Genomic DNA, 12,469 nt, shown 5'->3' with positions numbered 1-12,469 from the left:
ACCGCCTGGGCGACGTGATGGCCTACACGCTCACGCAGGCGCAAGCCTTTCTGGATGCCGACGGACAGATCGAACGGCAGCAACTTGCCCAGCTGCTCGGCATTCATGCCGTGGCAGCCCAGGGCGAGAAGCGTGGCATCGAACAACTGCAACGCGATCTGCTCAAGGACTGATCCATGCGTCTCTCGCTCACCACCACCGGTCTGCTGGACCCCCGCCAGTTGGCGGCGTGGAGCGCCGAGCGGCGTCGCGCCATCCACACCGCCGTCGCCAAAGGCATGCAATCGGGTGGGCGCGAGGTACGTGATGCGGCGCGATCCGAGGTGCGCAGCGCCTTCACCGTCAAGCGCAATAGCTTCATCTCCTCGATGGGTGTGAAGGTGTTCGACAAGAAGCCCGAGCAACTGCCCGCCTTGCTGGTGGGCAGCAAGATTCCGTGGCTTGGCATGCACGAAAAAGGCGGCACGGTGAGCGGCAATCTGCTGATTCCGCTGCTGCCCGGTCGCATCGGCCCCAAACGCTTCAAGGCGGTCATCGATGGCCTGATGCGCTCGGGCAATGCCTTCTTTATCGAGAAGAACGGCCGCGTGCTGCTGATGGCCGAGAACATCAAAGAGAACGCCGGGCAACTGGGCCGCTTCAAGCGCGCCGAGCGTGGACGTACCGGGGCCAAGCAGATCAAGCGCGGCCAGGAAATTCCGATTGCCGTGCTGGTTAAGCGCGTCGATCTCAAGCGCCGACTCAATCTGGCCGGTGGCGTGCAACGCGCGCTGCCTGCCCTGGCTCGGGCGATTCAACAAGAACTGGACAAAGTCTGATGGCAAGCAATCGTGCCCAAATCCTGATCAGCGCTGTCGACCAGACCAAGACCGCATTCGACTCGATCAAGCGGGGCTTGGGCGGCCTCACTGACACCGCCAAGAGTGTCAACGGCGTGCTGGCCAACCTTGGCGTTGGCGTTTCGTTGGCGGGCATCGGCGCCATGATCAAGTCCAGCATCGACTCAGCCGATGCACTGGACGAGATGGCGCAGCGTACTGGCATCGCCGTCGAATCGCTGTCGCTGCTGGTGCCTGCCGCCGAGTTGTCGGCGGTTTCCACCGAAAAGTTCGAAGCCGCGCTCAAGAGGTTGGCCACCGGCATGCTGGAGGCCGCCACCGGCTCGGAAACGTCCGCGCAGAAGTTCGGTGCGCTGGGCGTGGCGGTCCAGAACCAGGATGGCACCTTGCGCGACAGCGAACAGGTACTGCTGGATCTGGCCGATCGCTTCAAGGCCATGCCGGATGGCGCGGAGAAGGCGGCGCTGGCGGTCGATATCTTCGGCAAGGCCGGTGCCGAAATGATCCCCTTCCTCAACCAAGGACGGGATGGCATCGGTGCGCTGAAGCAGGAAGCCGCTGAACTCGGGCTGCAGTTGTCTGCGGACACCGCCGCGCAGGCAGGCAACTTCAACGACGCGCTCGACAAGCTGAAACTGGCGACCCAGAGCATTGGCAACCAGATCATCGCGTCCTTGCTGCCCGCCCTGAACGACATGGCCGGTGGCATGGTCGAGTCAGCCAAGCAAGGCGGCACATTGCGCACGATTCTGGATGGCGTGGTGCTGGTGCTCAAGACCCTGGCGCTCGGTGTCGCCACGGTTGGCAAGGCCTTCGTCGCCTTGGGTGAAGCGATTGGTGGCGGTGTCGCTGCGGCGGTCGAAGCGCTCAAGGGCAACACCGACGGGGCCAAGGCCATCATTGCCGACCTCAAAGGCAGCCTGATCCAGCGGCTCGATGAGCTGGCGTCCTTCCGCGACAGCCTGTTCGACCCCAAACCCATCGAGGTCAAGGCACCCCGAATTCAGGCCGATCCGGAACTGTTGCAGCGGCTGACCAAACCCAAAGCGGGCAAGGCTGCGCAGGACTCCACTGGCGCGCAGACCACGCTGATGAAAGCGCAGCTGGACGCCGAGTTCGCGCTGCTCAAGGACGGACTGGCGCGGCAACAAACCGCGCTGGATGCAGCGCTTGAGGATCGTCTGATCTCGGTGCGCGACTACTACACGCAGAAAACGGCCATCGAGCAGCGCGAGGTCGACGCCGAGATCGCCCGCAAGCAGCAGGAGCTGGCCCGCAGTCAGCAGATCGCCACCAACGGCAAGTCGGAAAACGACCGCCTGCGTGCCAAGGCCGAAGTGGCCAAGGCGGAAGCGGACCTCATCACGCTCAATAACCGGCGCACGGACATTGAGCAGGCCAATGCGCGCAAGGCCGCGCAAGCCGAGCGTGAGCTGGCCGATGCCTTGGCGCAGGCGCGTGAGGAACTGGCACAGATCACAGGCACGGCTACAGATGCCGACCGGCAAGCTGCCATCGAGCGCAGTTACCGGGATCTGCGGGCACGTCTCGCTGCAGAAAGTGATGCCGACGGCGTGTCGCTCGTTGACCGACTGATCAACGTGAAGGCGGCGCAAGCGAACCTATCCGCACTGGAAACCCAATGGCGGCAGGTCACCGAGCGTCTGCGCAATGCGCAGGAGGCCCTTCAGACCCAGCAGCAGGCCGGGCTGCTAACCGAAGCACAGGCGCGCCAACAGATCGTGACCTTGCAGCAGCAATCGGCCACCGAGATGGAGCGCCTGCTGCCGACCATGCAACAGGCGGCGCAGGCCATCGGGCCGGATGCTGTGATCCGCGTGCAGGCGTGGCGCAATGAACTGGAGCGCACCCGGCTCACGGTCGATGAAATGACCCCGCTGTGGAACCGCATCGGCGAGAGTTTTGGAGGCGCGCTCAACGGGATGATCACCGGCGCGCAGACCTGGCGCAGCGCGATGGCCAGCCTGTTCCAGCAGGTGGCCGACGCCTTCCTGCAGCAGATCGTGATTCAGCCTTTCCAGCAATGGATCGCCATGCAGGCGCGGATGCTGGCGCTCAAGCTCGGTTTCATCCAGCAGGAGCAAACCGTCGATGCGGCGGCCAGCGCGGCCAAAGTCGCGCAAAAGACCACCGAAACCACCGCCGTGGTGTCGATGGATGCCGCCAAGGCCGGTGCTGGTGCCGCAGCGTCGCAAGCCTCCGTGCCCATCGTTGGCCCGGGGCTGGCCATTGCCGCAATGGTGGCGATGGTGGCCGCTGTAATGGCGCTGCTGGGCGGTATCAAGAAATTCGCGGGTGGTGGCTTGGTCTCCGGCCCGGGTAGTGCCACCTCGGACTCGATCCCGGCGCGCCTGTCCGCAGGTGAATACGTGGTGCGGGCGGCCGCCGTGCGCCAGGTCGGCGTGGCCTTCCTCGACTCGCTCAACGGTTTGTCCGTCGGCCCGCGTTTTAAAGGCGGCGAGCTGGCCTTTGCTGCCGGTGGTCTGGTGCCGGAGGTCAAAGTGCCACCCGCACAGCCCCAGATGAATCAAGCGGTGCGCATCGTCAACGCCATCGATCCCGGCGTGACCCACGACCACCTGCAGTCGCCTGCCGGAGAGCGGGTCATCGTCAACATCATCGGGCGCAACGCGCGGGCCATCCGCTCGGCGCTCCAAAGCTGAATTTTGAGGGGAAAGTCCACATGGCACTTTTGTTCATCGATGGTTTCGACCACTACGACCCGCAGGCTGTGGACAGCTTTGGCGACCCGTGGCTGGCGCGAGGCAAGGCGGCGTATCTGTCGCCGCAGGCCACCCGCATCAATGGCCGTCGCCCGTCCTCCTATGCCCTGCGTTTGCCGGAAGGCTCGGGCGGTGGCTACGTCAAGAACCTCGACGCCACCAAGACCAGCCTGATCGTGGGGGCGTCCATTCGCGTGGTGCCGTACCAGAACACCTACACCGAGCCCTTGCTGCTGGGCGTGCGCGATGCCAACGCGCAGGTCGCCCACCTCGTCAAAATCGGCGAGGACGGGCGGCTCAAGCTCTACCGCTGGCAATACGGCTACGACCAGTTGATCTCGACCTCGGTCGCCAGCGCCCCGGCGCGCGGCTGGCACTACATCGAGCTGCAGGTCACGCAAGGCACCAGCAACGGCGTGCTGTCGGTGCGCATCAACGGCATCCTGGCCATTCAGATGACCGCGCAGAACACCCTCCAGGGTGGTGGCCAACTGGTCACCGCATTCGTGGGTGCGGTTCCGGGCCAGTCGTGCCCGCTGACCATCGACGTCGATGACTTCTACATCGCCGACACCACCGGCACGATCAACAACACCTTCCTGGGCGATGTGCGTGTCGATGCTTTGCAGGCACAGGCCGATGGCAGCCTGAACCAGTGGACAGCCAGTCCGGTTGGTACTGCCGCATGGGAAGCCGTGAGCGACGAGGACGAGGACACGGCGATCAGCGCGTCCAGTGCAGGACTGCGCCAGTCCTTTGATGTCGAGCCGCTGCCGGCGATGGCCACGCCCGCCATCTACGGCGTGCAACTCACGATGCTGGCGCGCAAGACCGATGGGGGTCTGGGCAAGGTCAAAGGCTTCGTGGTCAGTGGCGCGCAAACCGCCACCAGCGCCGACATCATCCTGCAGGAGCAACTGGCGTGGCAGAGCACGCTTTTCGAACGCAACCCGAACGGCAACGTGCAATGGACGGAGGCCGCCTTCAATGCCGCTGAGTTCGGCGTGGAGTCGGCATGACGGATCGCGTCATCGCTCGAAACCTCGCGGAGGTCTCCAGCAGGCCGACGCCCGGAAGTGAACTGCCGGAATTTCAGGGCGAAGTGCTGTCGCGTGCATCGTTCGGAGCCCGTGCGGCTACCTTCACGCCCGAAACCGCCATTGCACCGGTTCCGCCCAACTTGGCTGCGACTTGGCTTGCTGAGTCTCTGGCGCACCCGTGGCCGCCCATCGATGCCCCGGTATTCCTCGTCGAGGTGCTGCGCCGGGACACCGCATCCAGCGCCATCGTCGCCACTGGCATGGACGCCTTCGGGGATCAACCCTGGCCGGATGCGCAACGCGGTGTGTTTGCCTTCCGCCACGACTGGACCGAGCCCTTGGTCGAACGGCTGGAGTGGCAGACCAGCGTCACACGGCTGGCCAGCGGCAACGAATCCCGGCAAGCACGCCGCCGCGTTCCTCGGCGCTGGCTCACCTACAAGGTGGGCAATGCCCGCCCGACCGACGCACTGGTCGCCGACTGGCTGGCCGATCATCAGGGCCAAACCGCATGGTGGCCGCTATCACAGTACGCCGTCCACCTCGTCGAAAACGCTGAGGAGGGCGCGCTGACCCTGGCGGTATCGGAGGCCGCCTGGCGGCGCTTTGCCCCTCCGGCTGCTGCGCTGCGCTTGACCTACGACGGCGTGCAAGGCTGGGAGGGCAGCGAACGCTGGGCTTTGATCATTGCGCCCGAGGGCTGGCAAGTTGCCCAACTCAGCGACGTGGAAGCCGATCTGCTATGGCTGGCCGATCCGCTGGCCCGCAAAGCGGCGGCTGGTAGCGCCGTGCTGCCGCTGGTGTGGGGCAAGGCCATTGATCCGGCCGATCTCACCCAATGGGTGCCGGGGATGGTCGGCGGCAGCGTCACCGCGAGCGTCACGCCCGAACAAACGCCGGACATGGATGTCCTTGATGACCCGTGGCTGGACGAGATCCCGGTCTGGCCCGATGGCAACTGGCGCGACGATCCCACGGCCAGCGCGCAGGCGACGATCACGCGCCAGGATTTCTCACCCGCAGATCCGTGGGTGCGGCGTGACGATCCGTGGGCGACGACGACTTACCAGCGCCGCTATCTGGCCAGCTCGCTTGATGAAGTCGACATCTGGCGGGCGCGGCTGTGGCGCACTCAAGGCCGTCTGGAAGCCTTCTGGCTGCCCGATGGCTTGGCCCCGATCCTGTGGGTGAGCGTCGAAGCTGATCCCGATGACGGTTTCCTGCGCGTCGATGGCCAAGACCTCTCGGCATTCTGGCATCGCCCCGCCGCCTGTTTGATCGTGCATCCGGACGGCTATCGGCAGTACGCCCTGACCGCTACCTGCCATCTGGATCAGGGCGGTGTGCTGGTGCTGCGCTCGGGCCTCGACGACTGGGTGCCCGCAGGCAGCCGGATTGTTCGCCTTGCGCGCTGCCGCCTCGACCACGACGCCATCGACGTGTACTGGCACAGCCCGCAGTTGGCGGAGATCACCCTGACCGCGCGCCAGTTGCCCGAGCCACGCGGCAACGGCCGAGAAACGTATGGAGAGTACGCCGTATGAGCCAGCAAGCGCTGATGGAAGTCGAGCTCTACGCCTTCGCCAGCAGCAGCGCGAATTTCTACCTGACCCCGCACGAATTCGACGTCGATCTCGACGGCACGCTGTACACCAGCCTGTCCATCGAGCGCAACGAACTGGCGCTGGGGGCCGAAGCGGCCAAGTCAGCGCTGGATCTCAAGCTGCCACCCGACTGTGAACTTGTGCGCCACCTGCTGGCCACGTCGCTCACCGGCGACACCACCTCAGTCACCTTGCGCATCGGGCGGCGCGATACCTGGGGCGATTACTGGTGGTTGTCGGGCACCCGCTGGATGGGCCGGGTGCTGGGTGTGGAAATCGACGCCGATGCCGCCCGCATCCGCTGCGAATCGGCACAGGTCAGTTTGAAGCGCATCGGCCTGCGCAGGCTCTACAGCCGCAACTGTTCCCACGTTCTGTACTCCAGTGCCTGTGGGGCGTCGCCCATTTCCGAGAGTGCCTTCGTCTATGAAGCTTATGGCCGCAGTGTCGATCTCGATGGCGGTGTACCGGGTGGCGTCAGCGGTAGCTTGGCCGGTGGCTGGCTGCAAACGCCGGATGGAGCACGCCACATGATCATCCGCGACTACGGCAGTGGCGTCGAGCTGCTCTATCCAGCGGCCATTGAGCCGGGCACGCAAGTGTTGTTGACGGTCGGCTGCGATCACAGCACGCAAACGTGCGCCTCGCGCTTCGGCAACCTCGACAACTACGGCGGCTTTCCCGCCATCCCGAGCAAAAACCCGTTTTCGACGGGCGTGTTCTGACCCTTCCGGAGAATTTCCATGTGGTACCTCGTCGTCATCGTGGTGGCGGCGCTGGTTTCGGTCGCGCTCGCACCAAAACCGCCCGAGCCCAAACCCGCATCGCTGTCCGACGTCGATGCACCCACAGCAGAAGAAGGCCGACCGATTCCAGTCGTGTTCGGCACCGTGCTGCTGCGCGGGGCCAACGTCGTCTGGTACGGCGATCTGGAAGCCGAACCGATCCGCAAAAAAGGAGGCAAGAAATGAGCACGGATGTAACCGTCACCATCGACGATGTGCGCGCCGTTGGCCTGTGCGTGAACGGCACGCGGGTCTGGTTCGCGCGCCACGACCTGGACTTCCGCGCGTTTCTGCGTGACGGCTGCGCTGCCGACACCTTGCTGGACACCGGCGACGCGATGGCCTTGCGGGTGGTCGAGCACGCCCGTGCGCACACCCGGCAGGAGCAGCACTGATGGGTGGCAGCAGCAAAAAGCAAACCGTCGGCTACCGCTACCGGATGGGACTGCACCTGGTGCTGTGCCAAGGGCCTGTGGATGCCGTGCAGGAAATCCAGATGGGCGACCGTACCGCGTGGGGCGATGCCGACCGGGGGCCGCTGTCCAGCGGGCACGGCCTGACCACCCTCGGTATCCACAAGCCCACGCTGTTTGGCGGTGACGAGCGTGAAGGTGGTGTGGTCGGCAACATCGATGTGCTGCCCGGAGGCCCCGGCCAGGGGCGCAACGACTACCTGATGAGCCGCCTTGGACCAGCCATTCCAGCCTTCCGGGGCGTGCTGTCACTGGTGGCGCGCAAGATTCTGTTTGCGGCCAACAACCCTTACATCAAGCCGTGGGCCGTGCGCGTGCGTCGTTTCACGGCGGGCTGGCACGGTTATCCGTGGATGGAGTGGAACGCTGAAGTCCGCGCCTGGGATGACAGCCAAGGCCGCGAGATCAGTGTCGGCATGAACCCGGCTCACATCCTGGTGCAATGCCTGACCGACCCGCACTGGGGCATGGGCTACCCGCAGGACAGCATCGGCTGGAGCTTCTGGAATGCGGCGTGGGCCCTGTCGGATGAGGGCTTCGGCCTGAATCTGATCTGGACGCGCCAGCAGCCCATCGAGAGCTTCATCAGTCAGGTCATCGACCACATCGGCGGCATTCTCTACACCGATCCGGAGCAAGGCACCTTCGAGCTGAAGCTGCTGCGCGACGACTACTGGGTCAATGACCTGCCGCAACTGGGGCCGGACGAGATCGTGCGGCTGGAGCGTTTCGAGCGCGCGCAGTGGGGTGAGCTGCCCAACGAGCTGACCGTGGTCTACGCCGACTGGCAAACCGGCGGCGACACCACCGTCACTGTGGAAAACCTTGCCGCAATTCAGTTGCAAGGCGGCGTAATCAACCAGCGCCGTGACTACCCGGGCGTCAACTACGGGCCGCTGGCCGCGCGTCTGGCGCTGCGGGATCTGCGCGCCCTGGGTTCGCCCCTGGCACGGATGAGCCTGACCGTGGCACGCGACACGCTGGAACGCGCACCGCTGCCCGGTGACGTATTCCTGCTCAACTGGCCGCGTTTGGGTATCGACCAGATGATGGTGCGCGTGACCGGCATCGATACCGGCACCTTGGGCGCGGCCGAGTGGCGCATCGAAGCGATGGAGGATGTGTTCGGGCTGGACAACGCCGTGCTGGCACCGACGCCGCCCATCATCGACGAGCCAACCCTGGAGCCGTTGCCACCTGCATTGGTGCTGGCGATGGAAATTCCGTACTGGGAACTGGCGCGCAGCTTGTCGCGTGCCGAACTGGATTACCTGACCGACACCGATGCAGCGGTGGGTGCATTGGCCGCTGTGGGCGGTGCGGGCCAGCTCAACTGGCAGCTCGCCACCGGTGCCTCGGCAGGCGAGATCGGCAGCGTTGCCAGCGAGGACTACGCGCCACTGCTCACGCTTGATGCGGGCTTGCCAGCCAGCGAGGCCGATGCCATGAGCGTGCCGGTGACCGCCGTCAGCCAGCCGGAAAGGCTGACCGTGGGCGACTACGCCTATCTGGTCGATGCCAGCGGGGAGATCTGTGAAGCCGTCGCCGTCCTGGGCTTCAATACCGCTGCGCCCACGGTTGACCTTGCACGCGGCGTGCTCGACACCACACCGCAATCGCACCGGGTCGGAACCCGCCTCATTGGCGTGGGCGAGTGGCTGGCATCGGAAGGCGCGGAGCGCGCCCCGGGTGAATCGGTGTTCGTGGGAGCCATCCCGCGCACCTCAACCGATCAAGGCGAAGCGGAACTGGCCAGCAATGGCCAGCCGATGGTACTGACCGGGCGACAGGCCTTGCCGTATCCACCGGGGCGCATCCGCCTCAATGGCCAGACCGAGCCTGCCGTGGTCGCCGGTGACCTCAGCATCGCGTGGGCCCATCGCGACCGCACCCAGCAGACCGCCTACCTCGTGCAGCAGGGCGAAGCCGACATCGGGCCAGAACCGGGGGTGAGCTACACGGTGCGCATCCGAGATCGCAACGACGCGCTGGTGCATACGGCGTCCGGCATCACCGGAGCGAATTTCGTGTGGGATGTGGCGACGGCTGCGGCTGATGCCGGTGCGCTGGGCGACCGCATCACGTTGGAGCTCAACGCCGTGCGTGACGGGCTGGAAAGCTGGCAACCGCAGGTGCGCGCTGCGGATCGTGCGGGATACGGCCTGCGCTGGGGTCAGTATTGGGGAGGTGTTTGATGGAGCCGCGCATCGATGTTCATCTGCTCACCTTGAACGAACCTGCCGAATGGCGCGAGACCTGCATCGCCAGTCTCGAAGGCGCACCGATCCAGTTGCACATGCTGCCGGGCATCCCGGGCCGCATCGGCGAAGCGCGCGCTGCCGGTTACGCGCAGGGCAATTTGCCGCTGGTGTCCTTCGTCGATCCCGACGATCTGTACGAAGCCAGTGCCTTCACGCAACTGGCCGATGCGCTGGATGCCTGCCCGCAGGCCGTGATGGCGTACACCGACGAAGCGTTGACCGACGAAAACGGCCGCGACATCGCGGTGCGGCGTCTGGCCTACAGCCGCTGGCAGCACGCCAACAGCGCCAGCCATGTGCATGGCTTGATCGTGATGCGCCGGTCTGCCGTGGAAGTCGCGCTTGCGGAAACCACCGACCTCAACAACTTCGCCGACTGGCTGCTGACCCTGCTCGTGGCCAAGCGTGGCGGCGTGCTGTACCTGCCCATCGTTGGGCGTCATTGGCGACAGCACCCGCAGCAAAGCCATCGCATCGGCGACCCCGGCGCTGTCCGACGCATACGTCAGACCATCGGCCAAGCATCGAATCCTTGGAGATAAACCATGTCATCAACCGATCCGAACCTTGGACTCAACTACGGCTGGACGCTCGGCGAGAGCGGCTGGGACACCGGCATGGACGCCAACCTCAAACGCCTCGGCGTAGTGGTCGGCCTGTCCGTGAAAGACCGCGACCTGACCACGCCACCGACCAGCCCCGCCAATGGCGACCGCTACATCGTCCCCACCGCTGCCACCGGCGTGTGGGCAGGCAAGACCAACCAGATCGCCGTGCGCATCGATGGCACGTGGGAGTTCCATCCGCCCAAGGTGGGCTGGCTTTGCTACATCGAAGACGAGGCCAAGCTCTCAGCCTACAAGTCCACCGGCTGGAGCGCAGGCATCGCCATCTGATTTCCCATCTTCGTACCCACCAGAAACCCGCCCACGAGGCGGGTTTCGCATTTCTGGAGACTGCTATGACCGAACCCGAACAACAGCCTGCGCTCGTCGAGAACATGCTCCTGCTGCGACGCGAGGACTTCGACGAACTACTCGACCGCGCCGCAGAACGCGGAGCCGAGCGTGTGCTGGCGCACCTTGGCCTCGAAAACGGCCACGCAGCCCGCGACATCCGTGAACTGCGCGACCTGCTGGAAGCGTGGCGCGATGCCCGCCGCACGGCGTGGCAGACCACCATCAAGGTCGTGACCACCGGCATCCTGGCCGCGCTGCTGGTGGGGGCCGCCATCAAGTTGAAGCTGATGGGAGGCGTGCAATGACCGCCAAGCCGAAGATCTGCCTTCTGGACGACTGGCGGCGCGTGCTGCGACGGGCCTGGAGCATTCGCTTCTCGCTGCTGGCCGCTGCCTTCACGGCAGCGGAAGTGGTGGTGCCGCTGTTCGGGGACGTACTGCCGCGCGGCGCGTTTATGCTGCTGGCCTTTGCCGCCAGCATCGGCGCGACCGTCGCGCGCATCGTGGCGCAGCCGGAGATGCACCGATGACCCGGCCACCATCACCAGCGATGCGCAGGACGGTGGCCGGACTGACGCTGTCCGCCGCCGCCCTGGTCGGTATCGTGCTGCACGAGGGCTACACCGACCGCGCAGTGATCCCCGTCAAGGGCGATGTGCCAACCATCGGCTTCGGCACCACCACCGGGGTGAAGCTGGGCGACACCACCACGCCGCCGAAGGCGCTGGCCCGCGCGCTCACCGATGTGCAGCAGTTCGAGGGGGCGCTCAAGCAATGCGTGACCGTGCCCCTGGCGCAGCACGAGTATGACGCGCTGGTGAGCTTCTCCTACAACGTCGGCAGCCGGGCGTTCTGCCAGTCCACGCTGGTCAGGAAACTCAATGCCGGTGACTACGCCGGGGCGTGCTCCGAACTGCGGCGCTGGCGCTTCTTCCAGGGCAAGGACTGCGCGCTGCCTGCCAACGCACGGCTGTGCGGCGGGCTGGCTACACGGCGTGAATCCGAATACCAGCAGTGCATCGGGGAGGCGTCGTGAGCGTGATTCCCTGGCCGTACCGGCTGCTGGCCCTCGCGGCGCTCGGCGCAGCCCTGATCGGATCTGGCTGGATCAAGGGCGCGAGTCAAGTTCAAGCGCAGTGGGATGCCGCCGTCCAGCAACAAACCCTGCAGGCCGCAGTCGCCCGCGAGCGGCAGGCGCAAACCACCGTCAAGGTCGTCACCGAGTACGTCGACCGCGTCCGCGTCGTCCGCGAGAAGGGCGACACCATCATCAAGGAGGTTCCCGTCTATGTGCCCGTTCAAGCCGATGCTGCTTGCACTATCAACCGTGGCTTTGTGCGCCTGCACGACGCTGCCGCCGCCGGTGAACTGCCCGAGCCCGCCCGAGATGCTGATGCGGCGGCCGCAGGCATTGCGCTCTCTGCCATCGCCGGAACCCTTGCCGCCAACTACCAGACCTGCCACGAAAACGCCGAGCAACTGAGGGCGTTGCAGACGTGGATCGTCGAAATGACACCGAACGTCAGGTAAGGATCGAGTGCCAGCTACCAGCCCGGTGGTGGATCGCAGCTACCGTGGACTGCACGTCCAACCTCGGGGCCGGGCGGCTGCAGACGTCGACGCTGCGACGGCGGATTAATCAGCGGGACTGGGTCGCAGCCGCGTCAGAGCTACGCCGATGGGTCTATGGCGGCAGAAGAGTGCAGCCTGGTCTAGTCACGCGTAGGAAAGCTGAGATCACACTAATGCTTTCATGCTAGTCGGG

General features: G+C 65.4%; 16 protein-coding genes. All 16 read left to right on the top strand.

The window, feature by feature from the left end; genetic code table 11:
- The first annotated feature begins 17 nt into the window (after positions 1-17).
- The 16 genes from ACW11F_RS03810 (at position 18) to ACW11F_RS03735 (ending at position 12,464) form a co-directional block, all read left to right on the top strand.
- Positions 18-173, top strand: a complete 156-nt coding sequence (locus ACW11F_RS03810) for a hypothetical protein (RefSeq protein ID WP_009521710.1) — start codon at positions 18-20, stop codon at positions 171-173.
- Between the two features lie 3 nt (positions 174-176).
- Entirely contained in the window at positions 177-818 is a 642-nt protein-coding gene (locus ACW11F_RS03805) for a DUF6441 family protein (protein WP_120966993.1), read from the top strand.
- A gap of 146 nt (positions 819-964) precedes the next feature.
- A complete protein-coding gene (locus ACW11F_RS03800; RefSeq protein ID WP_456995571.1) occupies positions 965-3,523 on the top strand; it encodes a phage tail protein in 2,559 nt (852 codons plus the stop codon).
- A gap of 20 nt (positions 3,524-3,543) precedes the next feature.
- Positions 3,544-4,602: a hypothetical protein gene (locus ACW11F_RS03795; RefSeq protein WP_120966995.1), complete on the top strand. Its 1,059-nt coding sequence runs from the start codon at positions 3,544-3,546 to the stop codon at positions 4,600-4,602.
- Complete coding sequence (locus tag ACW11F_RS03790; RefSeq protein WP_456995570.1) at positions 4,599-6,167, top strand: hypothetical protein; 1,569 nt, start codon at positions 4,599-4,601, stop codon at positions 6,165-6,167. Before ACW11F_RS03795 ends, ACW11F_RS03790 begins: the two co-directional genes overlap by 4 nt.
- The gene (locus ACW11F_RS03785; RefSeq protein WP_120966997.1) at positions 6,164-6,952 is read left to right on the top strand and encodes a DUF2163 domain-containing protein; all 789 of its coding nucleotides are present in this window, start codon (positions 6,164-6,166) and stop codon (positions 6,950-6,952) included. The genes ACW11F_RS03790 and ACW11F_RS03785 overlap by 4 nt, the downstream gene beginning before the upstream one ends.
- Before the next feature lie 18 nt (positions 6,953-6,970).
- Entirely contained in the window at positions 6,971-7,198 is a 228-nt protein-coding gene (locus tag ACW11F_RS03780; protein ID WP_013246730.1) for a hypothetical protein, read from the top strand.
- On the top strand, positions 7,195-7,407 hold the full coding sequence (locus ACW11F_RS03775; RefSeq protein WP_120966998.1) for a hypothetical protein: 213 nt from the start codon (positions 7,195-7,197) through the stop codon (positions 7,405-7,407). The genes ACW11F_RS03780 and ACW11F_RS03775 overlap by 4 nt, the downstream gene beginning before the upstream one ends.
- Positions 7,407-9,680 carry a phage tail protein gene (locus tag ACW11F_RS03770; protein WP_456995569.1) on the top strand — a complete coding sequence of 758 codons (2,274 nt, stop codon included), beginning with the start codon at positions 7,407-7,409 and terminating at the stop codon, positions 9,678-9,680. Before ACW11F_RS03775 ends, ACW11F_RS03770 begins: the two co-directional genes overlap by 1 nt.
- Before the next feature lie 32 nt (positions 9,681-9,712).
- Complete coding sequence (locus ACW11F_RS03765; protein WP_456995568.1) at positions 9,713-10,288, top strand: hypothetical protein; 576 nt, start codon at positions 9,713-9,715, stop codon at positions 10,286-10,288.
- Positions 10,289-10,291: 3 nt separating this feature from the next.
- Positions 10,292-10,642 carry a DUF2793 domain-containing protein gene (locus tag ACW11F_RS03760; protein ID WP_013246733.1) on the top strand — a complete coding sequence of 117 codons (351 nt, stop codon included), beginning with the start codon at positions 10,292-10,294 and terminating at the stop codon, positions 10,640-10,642.
- A gap of 65 nt (positions 10,643-10,707) precedes the next feature.
- Positions 10,708-11,010, top strand: a complete 303-nt coding sequence (locus ACW11F_RS03755; RefSeq protein ID WP_045667466.1) for a DUF6127 family protein — start codon at positions 10,708-10,710, stop codon at positions 11,008-11,010.
- On the top strand, positions 11,007-11,234 hold the full coding sequence (locus ACW11F_RS03750) for a DUF7940 domain-containing protein (protein ID WP_120967002.1): 228 nt from the start codon (positions 11,007-11,009) through the stop codon (positions 11,232-11,234). Before ACW11F_RS03755 ends, ACW11F_RS03750 begins: the two co-directional genes overlap by 4 nt.
- On the top strand, positions 11,231-11,740 hold the full coding sequence (locus ACW11F_RS03745; protein WP_120967003.1) for a lysozyme: 510 nt from the start codon (positions 11,231-11,233) through the stop codon (positions 11,738-11,740). The genes ACW11F_RS03750 and ACW11F_RS03745 overlap by 4 nt, the downstream gene beginning before the upstream one ends.
- The gene (locus ACW11F_RS03740) at positions 11,737-12,234 is read left to right on the top strand and encodes a hypothetical protein (protein ID WP_120967004.1); all 498 of its coding nucleotides are present in this window, start codon (positions 11,737-11,739) and stop codon (positions 12,232-12,234) included. The genes ACW11F_RS03745 and ACW11F_RS03740 overlap by 4 nt, the downstream gene beginning before the upstream one ends.
- Positions 12,201-12,464 (top strand): glycoside hydrolase family protein, encoded by a 264-nt coding sequence (locus ACW11F_RS03735; RefSeq protein ID WP_456995567.1) that lies wholly within the window; start codon positions 12,201-12,203, stop codon positions 12,462-12,464. Before ACW11F_RS03740 ends, ACW11F_RS03735 begins: the two co-directional genes overlap by 34 nt.
- Positions 12,465-12,469 lie beyond the last annotated feature (5 nt).

The sequence above is a fragment of the Luteimonas sp. e5 genome (genome assembly GCF_054031035.1).
This window is presented reverse-complemented; position numbering and strand designations above follow the sequence as displayed.